Source organism: Streptomyces sp. CB02261 (genome assembly GCF_001905665.1).
In the GTDB taxonomy this organism is placed as follows: domain Bacteria; phylum Actinomycetota; class Actinomycetes; order Streptomycetales; family Streptomycetaceae; genus Streptomyces.
Genome location: NZ_LIVX01000002.1, coordinates 788,939 through 812,480, shown reverse-complemented (window position 1 = coordinate 812,480; position 23,542 = coordinate 788,939). Strand labels below are relative to the sequence as shown.

Here is a 23,542-nt window from a genome sequence, read left to right as displayed (position 1 = left end):
GGGCGGAATTGTGGACAACCTGATTGCGCTGCTCATCGCGGCGCCTCTGCTCGGAGCAGTCGTCCTGCTCTGCGGCGGGCGGCGGCTCGACAAGGTCGGGCACTGGATCGGCACCGTGCTCGCGGCCGCCTCCTTCGCCATCGGCCTGGTGCTCTTCGCCGACATGCTCGGCAAGGGCGCCGAGGACCGCGCCCTGTACCAGCGGCTCTACACCTGGATCCCCGTCGAGGGCTTCCAGGCGGACATCGCCTTCCAGCTCGACCAGCTGTCGATGACGTTCGTCCTGCTGATCAGCGGGGTCGGCACGCTCATCCACGTGTACTCCATCGGGTACATGGAGCACGACGAGCGCCGCCGCCGGTTCTTCGGCTACCTCAACCTGTTCGTCGCGGCGATGCTGCTGCTGGTCCTCGCCGACAACTACCTGCTCCTGTACTTCGGCTGGGAGGGCGTCGGTCTCGCCTCGTACCTCCTGATCGGCTTCTGGCAGCACAAGCCCAGCGCGGCCACCGCCGCGAAGAAGGCCTTCCTGGTCAACCGGGTCGGCGACATGGGCCTCTCGATCGCCATCATGATCATGTTCACCACCTTCGGCACCTTCGCCTTCGGGCCGGTGCTCGGGGCGGCCGGTGAGACGTCCGAGGGGACGCTGACCGCGATCGGTCTGATGCTGCTCCTCGCCGCCTGCGGCAAGTCGGCCCAGGTGCCGCTGCAGTCCTGGCTCGGGGACGCGATGGAGGGCCCGACCCCGGTCTCGGCCCTCATCCACGCGGCCACGATGGTGACCGCCGGTGTCTATCTGATCGTCCGCTCCGCCGACATCTTCAACGCGGCGCCGGACGCCCAGACGGTGGTCGTCGTGGTCGGCGCGGTCACGCTCCTCTTCGGTGCGATCGTCGGTTGCGCCAAGGACGACATCAAGAAGGCCCTGGCCGGTTCGACGATGTCGCAGATCGGCTACATGATCCTGGCGGCCGGCCTCGGACCCATCGGCTACGTCTTCGCGATCATGCACCTGGTGACGCACGGCTTCTTCAAGGCCGGGCTCTTCCTCGGTGCCGGTTCGGTCATGCACGGCATGAACGACGAGGTCGACATGCGGAGGTACGGCGGCCTGCGGAAGTACATGCCGGTCACCTTCGTCACCTTCGGCCTCGGCTACCTCGCGATCATCGGCTTCCCCGGCCTGTCCGGCTTCTTCTCCAAGGACATGATCATCGAGGCGGCCTTCGCGAAGGGCGGCACCCAGGGCTGGATCCTCGGCTCCGTCACCCTGCTCGGCGCGGCCATCACCGCGTACTACATGACCCGCGTGATGATCATGACCTTCTTCGGCGAGAAGCGCTGGCAGGCCGACGAGAAGAACGAGCTGCCGCACCCGCACGAGTCGCCGAAGTCCATGACGGTCCCGATGATCCTGCTGGCCTTCGGATCGGTCTTCGCGGGCGGCTTCTTCAGCATCGGCGACCGGTTCGTGCACTGGCTGGAGCCGGTCACCGGCTACGCCCACGGCCACCCGCCGATCAGCGCCGCCGCCGTCACCACCGCCACCGTCGCCGTCATGGTGATCGGTGTCGGCGTCGCCTACCTCCAGTACGGGCGCAGGCCCGTCCCGGTGGTCGCACCGCGCGGCTCGCTGCTCACCCGGGCCGCCCGCCGCGACCTCCTCCAGGACGACTTCAATCACGCCGTCTTCGTCCGCGGCGGCACCCACCTGACCCGCTCCCTGGTCTACGTCGACCACAGCCTCGTCGACGGCGTGGTCAACGGCACCGCCGCCTCCGTCGGCGGGCTCTCCGGCCGGCTGCGCAAGCTCCAGAACGGCTACGCCCGCTCGTACGCGGTCTCCATGTTCGGAGGTACTGCGGTGCTGATCGCCGCGACCCTGCTGATGAGGGCGGTGTAACTGTCATGTCCGAAATCAACGCAGGCTTCCCGCTCCTTACCGTGACGGCTGCGGTTCCGGCGGTCGGTGCGATCCTCACCGCCGCCGTCCCCGCCGCCCGCCGCACCGCCGCCAAATGGCTGGCGCTGCTGGTCTCCCTCGCCACCCTGGTGCTCGCCGCCGTCGTCTTCGTACGGTTCGAGCCCGGCGGCGAGCGGTACCAGCTGACCGAGTCCCACGCCTGGATCAAGGACTTCGGCGTCCGCTACGAGCTCGGCGTCGACGGCATCGGGGTGGCGCTCATCGCGCTCACCGCCCTGCTGATCCCCTTCGTCATCCTGGCCGGCTGGCACGACGCCGACCCCCTGGAGACCACCTCGAAGCGGTGGCGGCCGACGCAGGGCTTCTTCGCCCTGATCCTCATGGTCGAGGCGATGGTGATCCTCTCCTTCGAGGCCACCGACGTCTTCCTCTTCTACATCCTGTTCGAAGCCATGCTCATCCCGATGTACTTCCTCATCGGCGGCTTCGGCGACCGCGCCCACGCGGGCTCCGACGAGAACGCGGCGGCCCAGCGCTCGTACGCGGCGGTCAAGTTCCTCCTGTACAACCTGGCCGGCGGCCTGATCATGCTGGCCGCCGTCATCGGGCTCTACGTGGTCGCGGGGAACTTCTCGCTCACGGAGATCGCGGCGGCGCGCGCCGACGGCTCGCTGGAGATGGCGACCGACACCGAGCGGCTGCTCTTCCTCGGCTTCTTCTTCGCCTTCGCGGTGAAGGCGCCGCTCTGGCCGCTGCACACCTGGCTGCCGAACGCGATGGGGGAGGCCACCGCCCCGGTCGCCGTCCTCATCACCGCCGTCGTCGACAAGGTCGGCACCTTCGCGATGCTCCGCTTCTGCCTCGGGCTCTTCCCCGAGGCCTCGAAGTGGGCCACCCCCGCGATCATCGTCCTCGCCCTCATCAGCATCGTGTACGGGGCGCTGCTCGCGGTCGGCCAGCGGGACATCAAGCGCCTGGTGGCGTACGCGTCGATCTCGCACTTCGGCTTCATCATCCTGGGCATCTTCGCGATGACCAGCCAGGGCCAGTCCGGTGCGACGCTCTACATGGTGAACCACGGCATCTCGACGGCCGCGCTGATGCTCGTCGCCGGCTTCCTGATCTCCCGGCGCGGCTCGCGGCTCATCGCCGACTACGGCGGGGTGCAGAAGGTGGCCCCGGTGCTCGCCGGCACCTTCCTGATCGGCGGCCTCGCGACCCTGTCGCTGCCCGGACTCGCGCCGTTCGTCAGCGAGTTCCTGGTGCTCGTCGGCACCTACGCCCGCTATCCGGTGGCCGGTGTCATCGCCACCACCGGCATCGTCCTCGCCGCGCTCTACACCCTCGTCCTGTACCAGCGGACGATGACCGGGCCGGTGAAGGAGGAGGTGCGGTCGCTGCCCGACCTGCGGGCGCGTGAACTGGCGGTGGTCGTCCCGCTGATCGCCGTCCTGATCTTCCTCGGGGTCTTCCCGAAGCCGCTCACGGACGTCGTCAACCCGGCGGTGCGGCACACCATGTCCGATGTGCAGCAGAAGGACCCGCAGCCCTCTGTGCCCCAGAACGTGGAGGCGGCCAAGTGAGCACGTCCGTCGTCGCACCCTCCGTCCACAGCCTGTGGACGACGGCCGCCGAGCCGCTGAACAAGATCCCGGCTCCCCACATCGAGTACACCCAGCTCTCACCCGTACTCATCGTGATCGGCGCCGCGATCCTCAGCGTCCTCGTCGAGGCCTTCGTGCCCCGCAAGGTCCGCTACCACAGCCAGTTGTTCCTCAGCGTGGTGGCGCTCGGCGCCGCCTTCGCCGCCATCGTCGGCCTCGCCGCCGGCGGCTACGGCTCCACCAAGGCCCAGATCGCGGCCATGGGCGCCATCGCCGTCGACGGCCCCGCCCTCTTCCTCCAGGGCACCATTCTCCTCGCCTCGATCGTCGCGATCTTCACCTTCGCCGAGCGCAGGCTCGACCCGGCCGACCACGGCCACAAGGTCGACTCCTTCGCCGCCGAGGCCGCCGCCGTCCCCGGCAGCGACCACGAGAAGGCCGCCGTCAAGGCCGGGTTCACCACCACCGAGGTCTTCCCGCTGGCCCTCTTCGCCGTCGCCGGCATGCTGGTCTTCCCGGCCGCCAACGACCTCCTGACGCTCTTCGTCGCCCTGGAGGTCTTCTCCCTCCCGCTGTACCTGCTCTGCGCCGTCGCCCGCCGCAAGCGGCTGATGTCGCAGGAGGCGGCCGTCAAGTACTTCCTGCTCGGCGCCTTCTCCTCGGCCTTCCTGCTCTTCGGGATCGCCCTGCTCTACGGCTACGCGGGCTCCGTCTCGTACGCCACCATCGCCGACGTCGTCGACGGCGCGGTCACCACCGTGAACCCGGCGCTCGCCGACACCATGGGCAACGACGCGCTGCTGCTCATCGGCTTCGCCATGGTCCTGACGGGGCTCCTCTTCAAGGTCGGCGCCGTGCCGTTCCACATGTGGACCCCGGACGTCTACCAGGGCGCCCCGACCCCGGTCACCGGCTTCATGGCAGCCGCGACCAAGGTCGCCGCGTTCGGCGCGCTGCTCCGCCTGCTGTACGTGGTGCTGCCCGGCCTCACCTGGGACTGGCGGCCCGTCATGTGGGGCGTCGCCATCGTCACCATGCTGGGCGGTGCGATCGTCGCCATCACGCAGACCGACATCAAGCGGCTCCTCGCCTACTCGTCGATCGCCCACGCGGGCTTCCTGCTCGCCGGTGTCATCGCGGCCACGCCGAGCGGGATCTCGTCGGTCCTGTTCTACCTCGGCGCGTACTCCTTCGTGACGATCGGTGCCTTCGCCGTCGTCACCCTGGTCAGGGACGCGGGCGGCGAGGCCACCCACCTCTCCAAGTGGGCCGGTCTCGGCCGCCGTTCGCCGCTCGTCGCGGCGGTCTTCGCGGTCTTCCTGCTCGCCTTCGCCGGCATCCCGCTGACGTCGGGCTTCTCCGGCAAGTTCGCGGTGTTCTCGGCGGCGGCGGAGGGCGGCGCGGGCGCGCTGGTCGTCGTCGGTGTCATCTCGTCGGCGATCGCCGCGTTCTTCTACATCCGGGTGATCGTGCTCATGTTCTTCAGCGAGCCGAAGGCGGACGGCCCGACGGTCGCCGTGCCCTCGGCCCTGACGGCCGTCACCATCACGGCGGGCGTCGCGGTCACCCTGGTGCTCGGATTCGCCCCGCAGTACTTCCTGGACCTGGCGAACCAGGCGAGCGTGTTCGTCCGGTAGCGGTCCCGTACGACACCGAGGGCCCGGCCCCGCCACGACGGCGGAGCCGGGCCCTCGGCGTGGGGGTCGACGGGGGTGACCGGACCGCGGGGCCCGTGCCATCGTGGGACCACCCGCATGGTCTGTACCAGCATGAGAGGGAGGCGGCGCGATGCGCGGCACCACCGTCTTACCAGGGACCCCCTGCGCCACCCCGAGACCCGGCGAACCGCCCATGCACCGCCTCGAACTGCGCCTCCCCGACGACGTGCCGTTCGCCGCCGGGAGCTTCGACGCCGTCGGCCCCCTCTCCCGGGCCGCCTTCCCGCACCGGCACACCTTCCACGAGATCGTCCACGTCACCTCGGGCACCGGCACCCACGTCGTCGACCTGGACCGCTGGGAACTGCGCCCGCCCCACCTGGGCGTGATCCTGCCCGGACAGGTGCACCACTGGGAGGACGCCCACGGCCTGGACGGCACGGTCGTCCTGTTCACCGAGGACTTCCTCCTCGACCACGGCGACCGCGATCTGCTCCGCCGCCTCGGCGAACGCCCCTGGCACACCCTCGACGGGCCCACCCACGCGCGGACCGGCCGCCTCATGGCCGAACTCGTCGAGGAGCACCGGCACGGCGCCGACGGCTTCGCGACCGTCCTGCGGTCCCTGCTGCACGTCCTCCTCGTCCGCACGGCACGCCTGCCGGGCCCCGGCGCCTCCGGCCCGCCCCCGCCGGGCCGGCCCGGCGCCGTCGCCGCGGAGTTCGCCCGCCTGCTCACCCGTACCGGAGCGGAGGCCCGGACCGTACGGGAGTGCGCCGGACTGATCGGGGTCACCCCCGGCCACCTCACCGACGCCGTCAGGACCGCCACCGGCCGCACCCCCGCCGCCCTGCTGCGCGAGGCCCGGACCCGCGAGGCCCAACGGCTGCTCATCAGCACGGAGTTGTCCATCCGGCAGGTCGCGCTCCGGGTCGGCTTCGGCGACCCCGCCTACTTCTGCCGCTTCTTCCGCCGCGAGACGGGACGGAGCCCCGGGGACTTCCGAAAACACCACGACCGCCGTGATCCGTCCCTCGAAGCGGAGGCCGTACGCGCCTAGGTTCGGTGCCGATCCCCAGCCCCCGCACGAGGAGCAGGCATGGACAACGAGACCACCACCGGGCACGTCACCCGCAAGGCCGTGCTGCGGGCCGCGCTCGCCGCCGGCATGGCGGCCCCCGCCGTACTCATGGGCGTCCCGGCGCTCGCCCGTACCCTCACCGCCGGCGAGGCGGCCCCCGCGCTCACCCCCGAGTGCGACGACGGCGACGACCCCACCCCGCCGCAGACCGAAGGCCCCTACTTCAAGCCCAACTCACCGCTGCGGACCAGCCTCGTCGACGCCGGTACGGCCGGCATACGGCTGACCGTCAGCGGCTACGTCTTCGGGCTCGCCTGCCGGCCGATCGCCGGCGCCCTGCTCGACTTCTGGCAGGCCGACACCAACGGCGCCTACGACAACACGGGCTTCCGCTTCCGCGGCCACCAGTACACCGACGCGCGGGGCGCCTTCGCGCTCACCACGATCGTGCCGGGTCTCTACCCGGGCCGCACCCGGCACATCCACGTCAAGGTGCAGGCGCCCGGCCGCCCGGTGCTCACCACCCAGCTGTACTTCCCGGGCGAACCCCGCAACAACACCGACAGCATCTTCGACCCGCGGCTCCTCATGACCGTCCGCGACGCGGGCGGCGCCCGGGAGGCGGCCTACGACTTCGTCCTGAACGTGCCGCAGGGCCCCGGCCCGAGCCCGAGCCCGACGCCCACGGGTTCCCCCGGGGGGACCTGGGCCGCCGGGACGGGCTACCGGGCCGGGGACAGGGTCACGTACGGCGGCCCGGCCTATGTGTGCCTCCAGGCACACACGGCCCAGCCCGGCTGGGAGCCGCCGAACGTCCCCGCCCTCTGGCGGCTCCTCTAGACGCTTCCGGGAACCTCAGGCCGAGGGGACGACCCGGCCCCGGACCTCGCCGAGAGCCACGCGCGTGCCGTCCGGGCCCGGGGCCCAGGCGGTGAGCGTGACCTCGTCGCCGTCCTCCAGGAACGTCCGCTTCCCGCCCGCCAGTTCGAGGGCGTCCCGGCCGTTCCAGGTGAGCTCCAGGAGCGAACCGCGCTGGTTCACCTCGGGGCCCGAGACCGTCCCGGAGCCGTACAGGTCGCCCGTGCGGAGCGAGGCGCCGTTCACCGTCATGTGCGCGAGCTGCTGCGCGGCCGTCCAGTACATGGAGGAGAACGGCGGCTCCGACACGACCTCGCCGTTGATCTCCACCGTGATCCGCAGGTCGAAGCCGCCCGGCTCCTCCGCGTCGGCGTCGTCCAGGTACGGCAGGAGGGGGAGGTCCCGGGCCGGCGGCGCGGTCCTGGCCGCGTCCAGGGCCTCCAGGGGCGTCACCCACGCCGACACCGAGGTCTGGAACGACTTGCCGAGGAACGGGCCGAGGGGCACGTACTCCCACGCCTGCACGTCCCGCGCCGACCAGTCGTTGAGCAGCGTCAGACCGAAGACGTGCTCCGAGAAGTCGGAGAGCGCGACCGGCCTGCCCAGCTCCGAGGGCGTGCCGACGAGGAAGCCGACCTCCGCCTCGATGTCCAGCTTGACCGAGGGGCCGAAGACCGGGGCCGCGTCGGAGGGCGCCTTCCGCTGCCCGGAGGGGCGTACGACATCGGTGCCCGAGACCACGACCGTGCCCGCCCGGCCGTGGTAACCGATCGGCAGGTGCTTCCAGTTGGGGGTGAGCGCGTCGCCGTCCGGCCGGAAGATGCGGCCCACGTTCGTCGCGTGGTGCTCGCTCGCGTAGAAGTCGACGTAGTCCGCGACCTCGTACGGCAGGTGCAGCGTCACCTCGTCCAGCGGGTGCAGCAGCGGCTCGACGTCCGCCCGGTGCGCGGGGACCGTGACCCAGGCCGTGAGCGCCCGGCGTACGTCACGCCAGGCGGTCCGCCCGGCCGCGAGCAGCGGGTTCAGGCTCGGCTGTGCGAGCAGCGTCGCGTACGGGGAGCCGAGCGCGTGCGCCGCGGCACCCGCGTCCAGCACGTGCCCGCCGATCCGGACGCCGAGCCGGCGCCGGTCGGGCTCGTCGGCGGTGGAGAAGACGCCGTACGGGAGGTTGTGCGGGCCGAAGGGATCGCCCTCGGCCAGGTCGAGCGGGCTGGGCTCGGACATCGGTGCGTGCCTCGCTTTCCAGGTGTGTGGGGGACACGTTACGGGGCGGGCCGCGGGGCGCTGATGACATGGATCACACAGAAAGTGCGGCCTCCGTGGGCAACTGTCCGGCTTCGCGCGGAATGCGCGGCCGGAGTGCGCCGTACCCCGCTCCGAGCCGCCGGAACGTGGCTGCGGCCGGGGCGTTCACGGCCCTACGATCACGGTGGTATCGCGCCGCGTGAAGTCGCCGCGGGCGCGCGCCCGCACTCTCTCTCACCTTCACCCTGACCAGGAAAAAGGTCCCGCACTGTGAAGATTCGTCGCATTCTCGCGACCGCCGTGGCCGCCGCCGTGACCACCCCGGTCGTGTTCCTGTCGGCCGCGCCCGCGTTCGCCGACACCAAGCCGTCGCCGGCGTCGACGCAGAAGCCCGCGTCGGACGAGGACGACGTCGAGATGCCCTCGCTGGAGGAGCTGAAGGCCGCCGTCGCCCTGGCGCAGAAGGAGTACGACGAGGCCGTCGTCGAGCTCGCCGGCGCCACCGGGGCGCGCGGGGCGCTGGACAAGCCCGACCACGCCCTCCAGAAGGCCGTCACCGAGGCGAAGACCGCCTCCGAGGCCGCCGCCGCCAAGAAGGCCGACGCCGACAAGGCGCTCGCCGAGGCCGTCCAGGCGGAGAAGGACCTGCTGCCCGAGGCCACCGAGGACGAGAAGGCGGCCGCCGCCGCCGCGGTCGTCGAGGCGAAGGCGGCCCTCGGGCTCGCCGAGACCGCCGCGACCGCCGCCGCCACCGTGCTCACCGAGGCCGAGGGTGACCTGCGCGAGGCCGTCGCCGCCGCCGACCGCGTCGTCACCCTCGCTCAGAAGGTGAAGAAGGCCGCCGCCGAGACGCTCGACGAGGCCAAGGAGGAGCTGGCGTTCTTCGAGGAGATCAACGGCGAGTGCGACGAGGACCCCTCCCTCGACATCGCGGTGAGCGGTCCGAAGACGCTCACCGCCGGTCAGCCCGCCGTCTTCTCGCTGCGCGTCACCAACACCTCCGACGGCACCCTGGACGCCGTCAACGCCTTCGCCCACGCCATCCGGGCCCCCGAGCCCGGTGAGGTCATCGACGAGCACACGGACCTCACCGATCGGATCATCCCCGTCGAGTGGTCCTCCGCCGACAACCTCGAATGGACCTCGTTCACCGAGGAGTTCGAATCCATCGAGGTCGGCAAGCTCGCCAAGGGCGCCAGCTACGACGTGAAGCTGCGCCTCACCGTCCCCGCCGACGCTTCCGCCGGCGAGGGCGCGGCCTACGTCTACAGCGAGTACGAGAACAACGACGGCACGTGCGGCATGGGCGACTACGCGGACGTCGACTTCGACATCCTCGCGGCCAAGGGCGACAAGCCGACGCCCACGCCGACCCCGTCGGAGACGACCGCGACGCCCACCCCGGCGCCGACCGTCTCCACCGGCGGCACCAACACCACCACCACCCAGCTGGGCGGCTCGTCCCGCACGGTGAACGGCACCCTCGCCGCCACCGGCGCGAACGAGAACCTCACGCGGCTCGGCCTCGCGGCCGCCACCGCCGTCGCCCTCGGCGCCGGCGCGATGGTCGTCACCCGCCGCCGCAAGGCCGGTTCCGACGCCTGATCCGACGCGAAGGCGCCCGTACCGGTCCCGGTACGGGCGCCTTCCGCGTGCTCACCCCGCCGTGCGCGGGATCCGCTGCTCCCATGTGCGGTGGAAGACGACCTCGCCGCCCTCCTTGCACACCACCTCGTTCGTGGTGAGGAAGGCGTCCGCGTCGCAGGCGATCTCCGAGCGGGTGTCCACCGTGACGTCCCAGGCGTCCTCGGGCCGGTGCAGTCTGATCGCCCACTCCGAGCGGGTACGGGCGGACAGGGGGCCGCTCTCGTCGATCGTGTACGTCTCCACGGCGTCCTCGGTGAACTCCAGCCCGTCCGGGTAGACCCGGGTGCCGCCGTACCTCGGGTCGACCGCCAGGGTCCACTCGCCCTTCGCCACGTCCCGCACCACCAGCCGCTCCGGGCGGGGCTCCTCCAGGGTGGCGGGGGAGACCACGCCCAGCGGCTCGGACTGTTCCGGCTCCTCCCAGGTGACGGCGTCCCGGGTGGGGCGGCGGACCGGCAGGGTGAGGGAGGAGCCGGCCGGGTCGAGGGTGAAGCCCGCCGCGTCCGGCTGGGGCCAGATCCACGGCCAGTAGGTGGAGGAGACGGAGAGGCGGACCCGGTGGCCCGGCGGGAAGCTGTGCCCGATGCCGTTCAGTTCGATGACGAGGCTCTCCGTCTCGCCGATCTGCGCCTCCACGGCCCGGTCGCGGCCGTAGCGGGCGGAGAAGTTCAGCACGCCCCGGGTGACGAGGGTGGAGGAGCCGTCCGGGGCGATGTCGCAGAGCCGGGCGACGACCTGCCCGGTGGGGGCGGCCGCGCGCACGGACAGGGTCACGGACGGCCGGCCGAGGATCTCGATCGCGGCACCGTCCTCGGGGACGGCGAAGTCGAAGCAGGCCGAGTGGGCGTCCTCGTCGCGCTGGTCGGGCGGCAGGTCGGCGTCGTTCCCGAACGGGAAGAAGCGGCCCGCGTCGAGGCCGGTCTGCTGGGGCGAGTCGACGACGACGGGGGCGCCCTGGAAGGCGTACGTGACGGGCGAGACGTGCGGGGAGGGCCAGGCGGGGTCGGCGACCCAGCGGCCCGGCAGCTCCTCGTACACGGTGGCCGGGAGGTGCGACTCGCTGATCCAGGAGCGCAGCAGCGGCTCGGCCATGACGTCGTTCTCGACGCCCTTGAGGTGGTGGTCCCACCAGCGCAGGGTCTCCTGGAGGAAGCCGATGGCGGGGCCGGGCGGCAGGCCGCGGTCCGGGTACTGGTGGGACCAGGGGCCGATGATCCCGCGCACCCGGTCCTGGGGGAGGTGCTCCACGAGCCGCAGGACGGTGTCCCGGTACGGGTCGTGCCAGCCGCCGACGGCGAGGACGGCGGCCCCGATGGCGGAGTAGTCCTCGCAGACGCTGCCGTGCTTCCAGTACGCGTCCCGCGTCTGGTGGGCGAGCCAGGTGTGGACGAGGGGTTCCACGGCCTCCAGGCGCCTCAGCCACATCGCGCGCCACTCCTCGCCCACGTACCGGGGGTCGGGCGGCCGGCAGACGAAGGCGAGCATGGTGGCGGCCCAGGCGTGCATGTCGACGGCGAGGACGGAGCCGCCCATGTAGTGGACGTCGTTGTCGTAGCGGTCGTCGGTGGAGCAGACGGTGACGATCGCCTTGAGCGGCTCCGGGGCGAGGGCGGCGATCTGGAGCGAGTTGAAGCCGCCCCAGGAGATGCCGAACATGCCGACCCTGCCGGTGCACCAGGGCTGCTCGGCGAGCCAGTTCACGACGGCCACGCCGTCCGCGAGCTCGACCGGGTCGTACTCGTCGCCGGGCAGGCCCTCGCTGTTGCCGTGGCCGCGGACGTCGACGCGTACGGAGGCGTAGCCGTGGCCCGCGTACCAGGGGTGGCGCTGCCAGTCGCGGGGCGCGGTCCAGTCGGTGAGGCGGTACGGCAGGTACTCCAGGAGGGCTGGGACGGGCTCGTCGGTCAGCGGGCGCCACACGCGCGCGTACAGCCTGGTCCCGTCCGGCAGCGGGATCCGGACGTCCTCGTGCCGGGTCTCGTACGGGAAGTCGGTACGGATCTTCATCTCGGCTCCCTAGTGGACGGGGTGCATGGTGCGGCGCAGCCAGGGCGCCAGGGCGATCACGGCGAGGCCGGCGGCGACGGCCACGGTGCCGTTGACGCCGAAGTACACGGGCTTGGACACGTCGTCGTAGAACTTCACGGTCTGGGCCTGGATGCCGTTGGCGAGCGCGAGGGAGAGGAACCAGAGCGACATCGTCTGGCTGGCGAACGCCTTCGGGGCGAGCTTGCTGGTGGCGGACATCCCGGAGGTCTCCAGGAGGACGTCGCCGAGGCCGAGTAGCAGGTACGAGCCGACGATCCACCAGGCGGCCATCCGGTAGGTGTCGTCGGCGTGCCCGGAGGTCGGCAGGACCATCAGGAGGAAGGAGAGGCCGCCGAGGATCACCCCGAACGCGATCTTGTTGGACGCGTGCGGCTGGCGGTGGCCCATCCGGGCCCAGACGGCGGCCACGACGGGCGCCAGGGCCACCTCGAAGGCGCCGAGGGCGGAGGCGTACCAGCTGGCCGGGAAGTCGAAGCCGAGGATGGTCGTCCGGGCGTTGCCGGAGGCGAGCAGGATCATCGTCGAGTACGCCTGGAAGAGGATGAAGTTGAAGACGACCGAGGCGAGGAAGAGCACGACGTACGGTTTCAGCCGCCCGCGCTCCTCCGCGGTGACCCGGGGGCTCGTGAACATCACCCAGAAGTAGACGACCGGGGCGATCACCGAGACGATCGTGAGCAGGTCGACGAAGCGGTCCATGGTCAGCCAGCCGACGGCGGCGAGGAGGACGCCCAGGGCCGCCACGACGACCGCGCCGACGATGATCAGCCGGACCGCCCGGCGCATGGCGTCGGGGGCGAGCGCGAACTCGGCGGCGTGCTTGCGCCCGGCCAGGTGACGCCGGCCGGCAACGTACTGGATCAGGCCGAGGGTCATGCCGAGCGCGGCGGCCGAGAAGCCCCAGTGGTAGCCCTGGTGGTCGGCGAGCCAGCCGGTGATGAGGGGGCCGGCGAAGGCGCCGATGTTGATCGCCATGTAGTAGAGCGCGAAACCGGCGTCGCGGCGGTCGTCGTCCGTGCGGTACAGCTTGCCGACCATGGTCGCCACGTTCGGCTTGAGCAGTCCGGTGCCCGCACTGATCAGGCCGAGGCCCGCCCAGGTCATCGCGGCGGTCGGGACCGCCATGGCGTAGTGGCCGCAGGCGATGAGGACGCCGCCCCAGAGGACCGCCCGGTACGAGCCGAGGATGCGGTCGGCGAGCCAGCCGCCGGCCACCGACACCAGGTACACGAGCGTGCCGTAGGCGGCGGAGACCGAGGCCGCGGTGCCCGCCGCCATGCCGAGGCCGCCGTCGGAGACGGAGGCCGCGAAGTAGAGGACGAGGATCGCCTGCATGCCGAGGAACGAGAAGCGCTCCCAGACCTCCAGGCCCGAGAGGGTGAGCAGGCCACGGGGGTGGCCGAGGAACGCGTGGTCGTCCTCCGGCGGTGGCTTCTCGCCGTTCGTGTCGCTGTCGATCACTGTTCGGGACAAAACGCCTACTCCTGGTCGTATGAGCTGATCACGAACATACCGGGGGTGACGGGAAGGCGCCCACGGTGATCGAAAGGTGACCGGATACGCTGGCTTGAGTGAATCCAGCGACACATCGACAATCCGTGTGATCCTCAGCAGTCCATGTGAACAATCCGTGTGATCGTCAGCAGGCGTCAGCAGACAGGAGACCCCCTCGTGACCGTCGTCGGGCCGTTCGGTCTTAGCGTGCGGGACCAGGCTCTTGAGGCCGATGTCCAGACCGGGTTGGCGGCTGTGGAGGCGGGCCTCCTGGACGCCACCAAGAGCGATGTCCCCTTCATCACGGAGGCCGCACAGCACCTCGTCCTGGCAGGTGGCAAGCGCTTCCGCCCCCTGCTCGTGATGCTCGCCGCGCAGTTCGGCGACCCCTACGCGCCGGGCGTCGTGCCCTCCGCCGTCGTCGTCGAGCTCACCCACCTGGCCACGCTGTACCACGACGACGTCATGGACGCGGCCGACGTCCGGCGCGGGGTCCCCAGCGCCAACACCCGCTGGGGCAACTCGATCGCCGTCCTCACGGGTGACTTCCTCTTCGCCCGCGCCTCGCACACGCTCGCGGACCTCGGCCCCGAGGCCGTACGGATCCAGTCGGAGGCGTTCGAACGGCTCGTGACCGGCCAGATCCTGGAGACCGCGGGACCGGGCGAAGGCATCGACCCCGTCGATCACTACCTCGACGTCCTCGGCGGCAAGACCGGCTCGCTCGTCGCCGTCTCCTGTCGCTTCGGCGCCATGATGGCCGGCGCCGACGAGAGCGTCGTCGACACCCTCACCCAGTACGGTGAGCGGCTCGGCGTCGCCTTCCAGCTCGCCGACGACGTCCTCGACATCGCCTCCGACTCCCACGAGTCCGGCAAGACCCCCGGCACCGACCTCCGCGAGGGCGTCCCGACCCTGCCCGTCCTGCGCCTGCGGGCCGCCGCGGCCGCCCACGGGCGCCCGGAGGACCTGGAGCTCGTCGCCCTCGTCGACGGCGACCTGAGCGACGACGAGCGGCACGCCGAGGCCCTGCGCCGGCTGCGCGCCCACCCCGCCCTGGAGCAGGCCCGCCGGGACACCGTGCGGTACGCGGAGGAGGCCCGCGCCCTGCTCGCGCCGCTGCCCGACGGGTACGCGAAGGCGGCCCTGGCGGAGATGTGCGACGCGGTGGTCCACCGCGCGGGCTGAGGCCCCCGTCCCCGCGCGGACGGCCGGTCCGGTCCACCGCGCGGGCGAGCCGCTCTCAGGGTCGGGTCATCCCGAAGCAGTACGTGAGGTTGATCCCGGGGGCTGACGCGTCCGCGCCGCCGCTTTGGTGAGATGGAGTCATCGACCACGGAGGTAGCGGAGACCATGGCAGAGACCCGTAAGGCGAGCCGGTTCATCGTCCCGGTCGCGGTGGCAGGAGTGGCCGCGGCGACCATCGGACTCGTCCCGGCGCTGGCGGCGTCCGGAGACCCCGACCTGCCGGAGATCACGGCCCAGCAGCTCATCGAGAAGATCGCCGCGTCGGACACCCAGACCCTGTCCGGCACGTTCAAGATCTCCACCGACCTGGGGCTGCCGGCCTTCGGCAACCTCATGCCCGGCCTCGGCGGCGGCGAGGGCGGCTCGTCGGCCGACCCGTCGGCGAAGCTCACCGAGCTCGTCTCGGGCACCCACACCCTGCGGGTGGCGGCGGACGGCCCCGAGCGCCAGCGGCTGACCCTGCTCGACGGCTCCGACGAGTACAGCCTGATCCACAACGGCGACGACGTCTGGGCGTACGACAGCAAGTCCGACGAGGTCTTCCACGAGAAGGCCCCCGAGGGCGCCGGAGCCACGGGCAAGGACGTCCCGAAGGAGAAGGACGTCCCGACCACGCCCAAGGAGCTCGCGGACGAGGTCCTGAAGGCGGCCGGCGACACCACCTCGATCACCGTCGACGGTACGGCCAAGGTGGCCGGCCGGGACGCGTACCAGCTGGTGATCAAGCCGAAGCAGGCCGGTTCGACGGTCGCGTCGGTGAAGATCGCGGTGGACGCGGCGAACGGCACCCCGCTGAAGTTCACCCTCGCCTCGGTGGAGGGCGGCAAGCCGGTCGTCGACGCGGGCTTCACGAAGGTCGACTTCGGCAGGCCGGCGGCCTCCGAGTTCACCTTCGAGGTCCCGGCGGGCGCCAAGGTGACGGAGGGCGGCGCGGAGAAGGCCGCGGGCGGGGAGAAGCTCCCCGAGGAGTTCGAGAAGGGCCTCGGCGACCTGGAGAAGGGCTTCGGCGGCCTCGGCGAGGGCATGAACGTCATCGGCGAGGGCTGGACGGCGATCGCGAAGCTCGACACCGGCGCTCCCGCGCCGAAGACCGACGAGGCGCCGAAGGAGTTCCAGGGGCTCCTGGACTCCCTCGGCGACAAGGTCACCGGGAAGTTCGGCTCGGGCACCGTCTTCAAGACGAAGCTGGTGAACGCGCTCCTCACCGACGACGGCAAGGTGTACGTCGGCGCGGTCACGAAGGACGCGCTGGTGGACGCGGCGAACGCCGGCAGGTAGCAGTCGGGTTGGGACCCCGGGCGGGTCGGGGGCGATGGTCACCGACCCACCCGGGAGCTTTGCGCGCGGTTACGGGAACGTCAGCTTGAAGCTGTTGATGTAACCGGTGTCGGCCGAGGCCTTGTCCTGGACGCGGAGCTTCCAGGCGCCGTTGGCGACCTCCGAGGAGGCGTTCACGGTGAAGGTCTGGACGATGTTGTCGGCGCTGCCGCCGGCCCGGTTGCTGAGGCTGTAGACCGAGCCGTCGGGGGCGACGAGGTCGACGACGAGGTCACCGCGGTAGGTGTGGACGATGTTCACGTCCACCTTGAGGGCGGAGGGCGCGTTCCCGGCGATGCCGGAGACGTTGACCGTCGAGGTCACCGCGGCGCCGTTGTCCGGGACGGACACGTCGGCGGTGTTCTCGAAGACCGTGCCGGTGGGCGGCGTGGAGGCACCGGACAGCGTCCAGATCGCGTGCGCGATCGCGTCGCTGTTGCGGTCGAGGGCGGTGTCGTTGATGTTCGACGTCGTGTCGCACGACGAGTGGTAGCAGCGGTCGAAGGCCGTGGCCGTACCGCCCCACTTCGACACCTGGGCGCTGGTCTTGACCCGGCTCGCGCCCGTGAAGAGACCGCCGACGGGTATGCCGACGTTCTTGAACGAGGCGTGGTCCGAGCGCCCGTCGCCCTCGGTCTCGATCTCGGTGGGGACGCCGAGACCCGCGAAGTAGTTCTTGAAGGTCGTCTCGATCGTCGGGTCGTCGTCGTAGACGAAGTAACCCGGGTTCGGCGAGCCGATCATGTCGAAGTTCAGGTAGCCGGAGAGCTTCGCGCGCTCGGTCGTGGGCAGCTGACTCACGTAGTACTTCGAGCCGACGAGACCGAGCTCCTCCGCGCCCCACCAGCCGAAGCGCAGGTGCTTGGACGGCTGGTAGCCGGAGCGGGCCACGGCGAGGGCGGTCTCCAGGACCGCCGCGGAGCCGGAGCCGTTGTCGTTGATGCCGGCGCCGGAGGAGACCGAGTCGAGGTGCGCCCCGGCCATCAGGACCTGGTTGGGGTCACCGCCGGGCCAGTCGGCTATCAGGTTGTAGCCGGTGGCACCGCTGGAGGTGAACGTCTGGAGGGTGGTGGTGTAGCCGGCGGCGTCCAGCTTGGCCTTCACGAAGTCGATGGACGCCTTGTAGCCGGTACGGCCGTGGGCGCGGTTGCCGCCGTTGGCGGTGGCGATCGACTGCAGGTCCGTCAAGTGCTGCTTGACGTTGGCCAGCGGGATGTCGGGGGCGGCGGCGGCAGCGGCCGGGCCGGCCGAGGCGCTGGTGCCGGTGAGTCCGGCGAGGGCGAGCGCCGCGAGGGCGGCGACCGCGGTGACGCGTCTGGGTACGGAGATGTTCATCTGTGGGGGCTCCGGATTCCGAACGGGGATGGGACGGAACGTGCGAGACGCCTCGGGCGTGGGTGCCACGAGGCGCTGGAGCTGTACGAGTGCGTGTGCGGTGTTCAGGTGTGCTGTTGTGCGTGCTGAATGTTCAGTGCAAGTTTGACTTCTCGTCAAGAGCGGAAACCGGTCAGGGGTGTTCGCTCACCGGACGAGGGTGGTCGGCGCCGCTTTCCGGACGCTTCTCCTCCGGATGGTGGGGGGTGGCACCCGCCGGTCGACGAAGATCATCGAGAGTGCAGAATGACCCGTATGCCCACCTCGAACACACCGATAACGGCAACGCTCGACGACGCCCCGATGATCGGCCGCACCCTGGCCCGAGCCTTCGGCGACGACCCGATGATGCGCTGGTTCTTCCCCGACGACACCACGCGCGAGGCCGGTCTCGGCCGCTACTTCACGACCCTCTTCACCCGCCAGTACGGCCCGCACGGCGTCTGCGAGCGCACCGGCGCGGCGGCCTCCTTCTGGGTGGCGCCGGAGGGGCAGGACAAGGCCGTTCCCGACGCCGGGACCGTCCAGGAGCTCGTGGACATCCTCGGCGACCGGGCCGGACTGTTCCGCGAGGCCGTCGAGGCGGCGGCCGCGCACACGCCGCCGGAGCCCCACTGGTACCTGGCGGTCATCGGCGCCGATCCGGACGCCCGCGGCCAGGGCCACGGGTCCGCGCTGCTGCGCTCGGGCCTCGCCCAGGCCGACGCTGCGGGCCTCCCGGTCTACCTGGAGTCCTCCAAGCCGTCGAACATCCCCGTCTACGAGCACTTCGGCTTCGTCGTGCTCGGCGAGGCGTCCCTGCCGGGTGGCGGTCCGACGCTGTGGGCCATGCGGCGCCCGCCTCAGGACCCGGCCGGCGCCGCGTCCTGAACGCGCAGGTGGTCCAGTAGCCCGGCGCTCTCCGGGTACGGCTCCTCGCGGGGCAGCAGCCGACGGGCCGCCTCCGGCCCGTCGGTCCGGACGAGGTCGCGCACGCGGTGCGCGAGCGGGGTCACGTCGGCGACGGACACGGTCCACTCGTCCGCGTACCGCCGGGCCGCCTCGCCCGAGAGCCCGAGCTGGAGCGAGCGGTACGGCAGTGCCCGGAGCCCCGGATCCCGCTCCGGGTCCCACTGCACGCGCGCCGGGGCCTGCCCCAACTGCCGCTTCCACGCCGCCTGGTCGGCGTGGAAGCCGCGGACGTAGTGGGAGAGGCAGGCGTTCCGCAGGGCCCACTCGAAGCCCTCGCGGGTGATCTCCACGGCGAGGACGGTCTCCTGGCCCTCCTTCGTCCCCCAGCCGGAGCGGTACATCATCCACAGGAACGACGGCTTGATCCAGGTCATCCGGTCCCGCTTCCAGGCGGCCGGAAAGCGGCCCTCGCGCGCCGCGGGCAGGCCGATCGCGGGCGGGTACGCCTGGTAGACGGTGACGGTGCGGGCGGTGTGGAGCGCGCGGATCCGGTACTTCGGTTCTTCCATGGCCCTCAGGGTGGCGAAGCGCCCAGGGGGAGGGCCACCGGTTATCGGGCCCGCGCGCGGCTCCGGCTCAGGCGGAGGCCACCGACTCCTTCGCGTCGTACGCCTCCCGTGCCGCCGCGATCTCGTTCTGGTGCTGCTCGGTCCAGGTGACGAGCGAGCGGATCGTGGTGTGCAACGTGCCGCCCAGGGGCGTCAGTTCGTACTCCACGCGCGGGGGGACCGTCGGATGGACCGTGCGCTTCACCAGGCCGTCGCGCTCCAGCTGGCGCAGTGTCACGGTCAGCATGCGCTGGCTGACCCCGTCGATCTCCCGCTTCAGCTCGGTGAAGCGCAGGACCCGGCGGTCGAGCAGGGCGATGACGAGGAGGGACCACTTGTCGGCGACCCGGTCGAGGATCTGGCGTACCTCGCAGTCCTCCCGGGTGTCCCACTGGAAGGGGTCGGGATCCCCGTCGTCCCCATAGGTTCCCGCGCAGTGACTCGGTGACTTCGAAGTGCCTTCTTCCATGGCACCCGATCCTCCCGCAGGATGCAGGTGGTTACAAGAGGGAACCGACCCCCGGATCGGTAACCGGACCGGTGACCCCGCCACCCAACCCACCGTGCCCTGGAGACAGTTGTGTCCTTACGCGCCTGGAGTCTGCTCCTCGTCCTCTCCGGGACGATCTTCCTCGAAGGCATCGACGTCGCCATGCTCGCCGTCGCCGTCCCCACCCTCCGCGCCGACCTCGGCCTCGGCACCGGCACCGCCGCCTGGGTCATGTCCGCCTACGTCCTCGGCTACGCCGGCTTCACCCTCCTCGGCGGCCGCGCCGCCGACCTCCTCGGACGGCGCCGGATGCTCCTCGGCTGGCTCACCGTCTTCCTGCTCTTCTCCGGCCTCGGCGGCCTCGCCGACGAGGGCTGGACCCTCATCCTGGCCCGCTTCGTGACCGGCGTCGCCGCCGCCTTCATGACCCCGGCCGCCCTGTCGATCATCACCACGTCCTACGAGGAGGGCCCCCAGCGCAACAAGGCGCTCCTGGTCTTCGCCGGCACCGCGGCCGGCGGTTTCTCGCTCGGCCTCGTCATCGGCGGACTGCTCACCCAGCTCGGCTGGCGCTGGGTCTTCTTCGCACCGGTCCTGCTCGCCGCCGCGATCCTGGTCGCCGCGATCGTCCTGATCCCGAAGGAGCCGCGCCCGGCCCGCGCCAAGGGCGGCTTCGACCTGGGCGGGTCGCTCACCGCCGCCGGGGCGATGCTGCTCCTGGCGTACGGCATCGTGCGCCTGGAGCACGGCTTCGCCGGCTGGCAGGTCACGGTCGCCGCGCTCGCCGCCGGACTCCTCCTCGCCGGGGCCTTCGTCGCCGTCGAGCGCCGGGCCGCCACCCCGCTCGTCCGCCTCGGCATCCTCCGCAAGGCCTCGCTCGTCCGCGCCGACCTGGGCGCCCTGCTCTTCGTCGGCTCCTTCTTCGGCTTCCAGTTCATGGCCACCCTCTACCTCCAGGAGCTGCGCGGCTGGTCGTCCCTCCAGACGGCGCTCGCCCTGCTGGTCATGGGCGTCGACGCGGTCCTCGCGCCGACCCTCACGCCACGGCTCGTGGCCCGCTTCGGCAACGCCAGAGTGATCCTCGGCGGCTTCGTCCTCGCCGTCGTGTCGTACGCGCTGTTCCTGCCCGTCGGCCCCGACCGGTCGTACGCCGCCATGTTCCCGACGCTGCTCCTGACCGGGCTCGCGTTCGCCCTGGCGTACGGGCCGCTCACCATCGCCGGCACGGACGGGATCGCGGAGGAGGAGCAGGGGCTCGCGAGCGGACTGCTCACCACGGCCACCCAGTTCGGCTCGGCGGTCGGCATCGCGGCGGTGACCGCGGTGTACGGGCTCGCCGGCGGCGGTCTCGACGGCTTCCGGGCGGCGCTCCTCGTCCCGCTGGCCATGGTGGCGCTCGGCGCCCTGATCACGGCCACCGGAGTACGCGAAGGGGCGGCCGGATCCGCGACGGGGCCCGGCCGGAAGGACCTCGCCCAGGACGCCCCGGTGGCCCCGGACGCTGCGACGAAGGTCACGGTCTGAGCGCCCGTACCCGCCCCTCATGTGGAGGGATGGACTTTTCGCCCGGCTGCCCGCTGATCGGCCTGGTCGCCACGTACATGCCCCGGCTCTCGGAGTTCTCCTTCGAGCCGGGGCTCGTGGCCGCCGTCGACCAGCACGCGGCCGCCGTGTGCGACGCGCTGATCCCCGCGCAGCGGGGACCGGAGGGCAGGACCGTCCGGCGGGAGGAACTCGCCGACTGCGTCCTCGGGTTCACCGACCTGCTCACCGAGGTCGACTGGACCGAGCCCGTCGGCCACGACTTCGCCACCCTGCGCCTGACGGCCGTCTGCTGGCTGATCCGGGAGCACGACCTCCTGGGCGTCTGAGCCCCGGACCACATCGGGGGTCCGTCCACGGGACGATGACGGGACCGCCCGCGCCCCCGGTCAGCGTCCCGGCCGCGCCGCGGGGGCGGTGGCCGGTGAGGTCCCGGTCCCGTCGCCGGTGTCTCCGGCCGCGGGCGGCACGGGCGCGCCCGCCTCGGCGGACAAGGGCGGGACGGAGGCACCCGCGCCCGCCTCGGCCGACACCTTCGCCGCCTCGACGGCCGCCCGGCTGCGGCGGGACGTGCGCAGGGCGTCCCAGGTGAGGATCGTCAGGGCCAGCCAGACCAGGGAGAAACCGGCCCAGCGCTCCGGCGGCATCGCCTCGTGGAAGTAGAGGATCCCGAGCAGGAACTGGAAGGTGGGCGCCAGATACTGGAGGAGCCCGAGCGTCGACAGCGGTACGCGGATCGCCGCCGCGCCGAAGCAGACGAGCGGGACCGCGGTGACGATGCCGGTGGCGGCGAGCAGGGCCGTGTGGCCGGCGCCGTGGCCGCCGAAGGCGAGGGTGTCCTGGGAGCCGAGCCAGACGAGGTAGCCGAGGGCGGGCAGGAACTGGACGGCGGTCTCGGCGGCGAGCGATTCGAGGCCGCCGATGTTGACCTTCTTCTTCACGAGGCCGTAGAGGGCGAAGGAGAAGGCGAGGGTGAGGGAGATCCAGGGCGGCTGTCCGTACCCGATCGCGAGGACGAGGACGGCGGCGAAGCCGATGCCGACCGCCGCCCACTGCGCGGGACGCAGCCGTTCCTGGAGGACGAGGACACCGAGGGCGATGGTGACGAGCGGGTTGATGAAGTAACCGAGCGAGGCCTCGACGACATGGCCGGTGTTGACGGACCAGATGTAGAGGCCCCAGTTCACGGTGATCACGCAGGCGGCGAGGGTGATCAGGCCGAGCTTGCGCGGGCTGCGGACGAGCTCGCGGATCCAGCCCCAGCGCCGCACGGCGAGCAGGGCGAGGCCGACGAAGGCCAGGGACCACACCATCCGGTGGGCGAGGATCTCGATCGCCCCGGCCGGCTTGAGCAGCGGCCAGAAGAGCGGAACCAGCCCCCACATGCCGTAGGCGCCGATCCCGTAGAGCAATCCCGCTCGTTCCGTGTTCTCCGTGCTCTCCGTCTTCACCGGACCTCCTGCCCCGCGCCGCGCTGTCCTGTCGAAGGTAGCGCCGCACGGGGCAGGTTGTCATGCCCGTACCGCAATACGGTCATGACGGCTCAGGAGGCGGCCAGGGCTTCCTCGATCGTCACGGCGATCGGGGTGGTCGGGCGGCCGATCAGACGGGTCAGGTCGCCGGTCCGCCGGGCCAGGGCGCCCCGCTCGACCGCCCGGTCTACGTCGACCAGGATGGCGGCGAAGGGCTCCGGGACGCCGGCGCCGGTGAGGATCTCCAGGTGGGTGCCGGCGGACACGCTCCGGTACGTGATCTCCCGGCCGGACCGCGCGGCGACCTCGGCCGCGTACTCGGCGAGCGACCAGGCCGTGTCGCCGCTCAGCTCGTACGCCCTGCCCAGGTGCTCCTCGGCCGGGCCGGTCAGGACTGCGGCCGCGGCGGCGGCGTAGTCGGCGCGTGCGGCGGAGGCGACCCTGCCCTCGCCCGCGTTGGAGACGACGGCGCCGTGGGCCAGGACGGGGGCCAGGTTGGCGGTGTAGTTCTCGGTGTACCAGCCGTTGCGGAGCAGGGTGTACGGCAGGCCGGAGGCGAGGATCAGCCGCTCGGTCTCCTTGTGCTCGGCGGCGAGGTCGAAGTCGGCCTCGTCGCCGCCGAGGACGCCGGTGTACGCGAGCTGCGCCACGCCCGCCGCCCTGGCCGCGTCGATCACGGCGGCGTGCTGGGCGACGCGCTGCCCGACCTCGCTGCCCGAGATCAGCAGCACCCGGTCCCCGGCCTCGAAGGCGCCCGCCAGGGTCTCGGGGCGGCTGTAGTCGGCGATCCGCAGCTCGACACCGCGCTCCGCGAGGTCGGCGGCCTTCGCCTTGTCCCGGACGACGGCGACGACCGACTCGGCGGGGACGGAGGGGCCGGCGGGGGTGCCGGTGAGGAGGGCGTCGATGACGAGACGGCCGAGGGCTCCGGTGGCTCCGGTGACGACGATGCTCATGGTGGTGCGTCCTTTTTCGTGGGTGCGGAGGGCGTGCACTCACCGTACGACGGGCGCTAACCTTTCGAAAGTACCCACTTT

At 71.6% G+C, this 23,542-nt stretch carries 19 protein-coding genes; 11 read left to right on the top strand and 8 right to left on the bottom strand.

Features of this window, described 5'->3' with window-relative positions; genetic code table 11:
* The first annotated feature begins 10 nt into the window (after window positions 1-10).
* From nuoL to AMK29_RS09290, 5 genes are all read left to right on the top strand, one after another.
* On the top strand, window positions 11-1,906 hold the full coding sequence (nuoL, locus tag AMK29_RS09310; RefSeq protein WP_073810355.1) for an NADH-quinone oxidoreductase subunit L: 1,896 nt from the start codon (window positions 11-13) through the stop codon (window positions 1,904-1,906).
* 5 nt (window positions 1,907-1,911) lie between these two features.
* Complete coding sequence (locus tag AMK29_RS09305; RefSeq protein WP_073810353.1) at window positions 1,912-3,510, top strand: NADH-quinone oxidoreductase subunit M; 1,599 nt, start codon at window positions 1,912-1,914, stop codon at window positions 3,508-3,510.
* Window positions 3,507-5,168, top strand: coding sequence for an NADH-quinone oxidoreductase subunit NuoN (nuoN, locus tag AMK29_RS09300; protein WP_073810351.1), 1,662 nt, complete (start codon window positions 3,507-3,509; stop codon window positions 5,166-5,168). Before AMK29_RS09305 ends, nuoN begins: the two co-directional genes overlap by 4 nt.
* Before the next feature lie 151 nt (window positions 5,169-5,319).
* On the top strand, window positions 5,320-6,249 hold the full coding sequence (locus AMK29_RS09295; RefSeq protein WP_073810349.1) for a helix-turn-helix transcriptional regulator: 930 nt from the start codon (window positions 5,320-5,322) through the stop codon (window positions 6,247-6,249).
* Window positions 6,250-6,288: 39 nt separating this feature from the next.
* Window positions 6,289-7,110 (top strand): dioxygenase family protein, encoded by an 822-nt coding sequence (locus AMK29_RS09290; protein WP_073810347.1) that lies wholly within the window; start codon window positions 6,289-6,291, stop codon window positions 7,108-7,110.
* Between the two features lie 15 nt (window positions 7,111-7,125).
* Here the strand turns inward: AMK29_RS09290 and fahA are convergent, their stop codons facing one another.
* Entirely contained in the window at window positions 7,126-8,352 is a 1,227-nt protein-coding gene (gene fahA, locus AMK29_RS09285) for a fumarylacetoacetase (protein WP_073810345.1), read from the bottom strand.
* 291 nt (window positions 8,353-8,643) lie between these two features.
* Between fahA and AMK29_RS36320 the strand changes: the two genes are divergently transcribed.
* Window positions 8,644-9,978, top strand: a complete 1,335-nt coding sequence (locus AMK29_RS36320; RefSeq protein ID WP_073810343.1) for a hypothetical protein — start codon at window positions 8,644-8,646, stop codon at window positions 9,976-9,978.
* Window positions 9,979-10,029: 51 nt separating this feature from the next.
* Here the strand turns inward: AMK29_RS36320 and AMK29_RS09275 are convergent, their stop codons facing one another.
* Both AMK29_RS09275 and AMK29_RS09270 read right to left on the bottom strand, forming a co-directional pair.
* Window positions 10,030-12,027 (bottom strand): CocE/NonD family hydrolase, encoded by a 1,998-nt coding sequence (locus AMK29_RS09275; RefSeq protein ID WP_073810341.1) that lies wholly within the window; start codon window positions 12,025-12,027, stop codon window positions 10,030-10,032.
* Between the two features lie 9 nt (window positions 12,028-12,036).
* A complete protein-coding gene (locus AMK29_RS09270; protein ID WP_198942200.1) occupies window positions 12,037-13,542 on the bottom strand; it encodes a peptide MFS transporter in 1,506 nt (501 codons plus the stop codon).
* 198 nt (window positions 13,543-13,740) lie between these two features.
* On the opposite strand from AMK29_RS09270, the gene AMK29_RS09265 reads away from it, so the two are divergent.
* The gene (locus AMK29_RS09265; RefSeq protein ID WP_073810337.1) at window positions 13,741-14,751 is read left to right on the top strand and encodes a polyprenyl synthetase family protein; all 1,011 of its coding nucleotides are present in this window, start codon (window positions 13,741-13,743) and stop codon (window positions 14,749-14,751) included.
* Window positions 14,752-14,916: 165 nt separating this feature from the next.
* Complete coding sequence (locus AMK29_RS09260) at window positions 14,917-16,089, top strand: LolA family protein (protein WP_107422548.1); 1,173 nt, start codon at window positions 14,917-14,919, stop codon at window positions 16,087-16,089.
* Window positions 16,090-16,158: 69 nt separating this feature from the next.
* Here the strand turns inward: AMK29_RS09260 and AMK29_RS09255 are convergent, their stop codons facing one another.
* Window positions 16,159-17,463: a M28 family metallopeptidase gene (locus AMK29_RS09255; protein ID WP_107422547.1), complete on the bottom strand. Its 1,305-nt coding sequence runs from the start codon at window positions 17,461-17,463 to the stop codon at window positions 16,159-16,161.
* 285 nt (window positions 17,464-17,748) lie between these two features.
* On the opposite strand from AMK29_RS09255, the gene AMK29_RS09250 reads away from it, so the two are divergent.
* Complete coding sequence (locus AMK29_RS09250) at window positions 17,749-18,372, top strand: GNAT family N-acetyltransferase (protein ID WP_073810333.1); 624 nt, start codon at window positions 17,749-17,751, stop codon at window positions 18,370-18,372.
* Here AMK29_RS09250 and AMK29_RS09245 read toward each other — a convergent pair.
* A complete protein-coding gene (locus AMK29_RS09245; protein ID WP_073810331.1) occupies window positions 18,345-18,962 on the bottom strand; it encodes a DUF4291 domain-containing protein in 618 nt (205 codons plus the stop codon). The two genes, AMK29_RS09250 and AMK29_RS09245, sit on opposite strands and share 28 nt — an antisense overlap.
* Window positions 18,963-19,029: 67 nt before the next feature.
* Window positions 19,030-19,470, bottom strand: coding sequence for a winged helix-turn-helix transcriptional regulator (locus AMK29_RS09240; RefSeq protein WP_073810329.1), 441 nt, complete (start codon window positions 19,468-19,470; stop codon window positions 19,030-19,032).
* A 111-nt stretch (window positions 19,471-19,581) separates the two neighbouring features.
* Between AMK29_RS09240 and AMK29_RS09235 the strand changes: the two genes are divergently transcribed.
* Both AMK29_RS09235 and AMK29_RS09230 read left to right on the top strand, forming a co-directional pair.
* A complete protein-coding gene (locus tag AMK29_RS09235; protein WP_073810327.1) occupies window positions 19,582-21,015 on the top strand; it encodes an MFS transporter in 1,434 nt (477 codons plus the stop codon).
* A gap of 29 nt (window positions 21,016-21,044) precedes the next feature.
* Window positions 21,045-21,362, top strand: coding sequence for a DUF6401 family natural product biosynthesis protein (locus tag AMK29_RS09230; protein WP_073810325.1), 318 nt, complete (start codon window positions 21,045-21,047; stop codon window positions 21,360-21,362).
* 60 nt (window positions 21,363-21,422) lie between these two features.
* On the opposite strand, the gene rarD is transcribed toward AMK29_RS09230, so the two are convergent.
* The gene (gene rarD / locus AMK29_RS09225; protein ID WP_241845238.1) at window positions 21,423-22,418 is read right to left on the bottom strand and encodes an EamA family transporter RarD; all 996 of its coding nucleotides are present in this window, start codon (window positions 22,416-22,418) and stop codon (window positions 21,423-21,425) included.
* Between the two features lie 158 nt (window positions 22,419-22,576).
* Window positions 22,577-23,461, bottom strand: a complete 885-nt coding sequence (locus tag AMK29_RS09220) for an NAD(P)H-binding protein (protein ID WP_073810323.1) — start codon at window positions 23,459-23,461, stop codon at window positions 22,577-22,579.
* Between the last annotated feature and the right edge of the window lie 81 nt (window positions 23,462-23,542).

Excerpts from the sequence above, each read along its gene's own strand:
- AMK29_RS09305 (WP_073810353.1), top strand. The coding sequence starts at position 1,912 with ATGTCCGAAATCAACGCAGGCTTCCCGCTCCTTACCGTGACGGCTGCG.
- AMK29_RS09295 (WP_073810349.1), top strand. The coding sequence starts at position 5,320 with ATGCGCGGCACCACCGTCTTACCAGGGACCCCCTGCGCCACCCCGAGA.
- AMK29_RS09290 (WP_073810347.1), top strand. The coding sequence starts at position 6,289 with ATGGACAACGAGACCACCACCGGGCACGTCACCCGCAAGGCCGTGCTG.
- fahA (WP_073810345.1), bottom strand. The coding sequence starts at position 8,352 with ATGTCCGAGCCCAGCCCGCTCGACCTGGCCGAGGGCGATCCCTTCGGC.
- AMK29_RS09275 (WP_073810341.1), bottom strand. The coding sequence starts at position 12,027 with ATGAAGATCCGTACCGACTTCCCGTACGAGACCCGGCACGAGGACGTC.
- AMK29_RS09260 (WP_107422548.1), top strand. The coding sequence starts at position 14,917 with ATGGCAGAGACCCGTAAGGCGAGCCGGTTCATCGTCCCGGTCGCGGTG.
- AMK29_RS09255 (WP_107422547.1), bottom strand. The coding sequence starts at position 17,463 with ATGAACATCTCCGTACCCAGACGCGTCACCGCGGTCGCCGCCCTCGCG.
- AMK29_RS09250 (WP_073810333.1), top strand. The coding sequence starts at position 17,749 with ATGACCCGTATGCCCACCTCGAACACACCGATAACGGCAACGCTCGAC.
- AMK29_RS09245 (WP_073810331.1), bottom strand. The coding sequence starts at position 18,962 with ATGGAAGAACCGAAGTACCGGATCCGCGCGCTCCACACCGCCCGCACC.
- AMK29_RS09240 (WP_073810329.1), bottom strand. The coding sequence starts at position 19,470 with ATGGAAGAAGGCACTTCGAAGTCACCGAGTCACTGCGCGGGAACCTAT.
- AMK29_RS09230 (WP_073810325.1), top strand. The coding sequence starts at position 21,045 with ATGGACTTTTCGCCCGGCTGCCCGCTGATCGGCCTGGTCGCCACGTAC.
- rarD (WP_241845238.1), bottom strand. The coding sequence starts at position 22,418 with ATGTGGGGGCTGGTTCCGCTCTTCTGGCCGCTGCTCAAGCCGGCCGGG.
- AMK29_RS09220 (WP_073810323.1), bottom strand. The coding sequence starts at position 23,461 with ATGAGCATCGTCGTCACCGGAGCCACCGGAGCCCTCGGCCGTCTCGTC.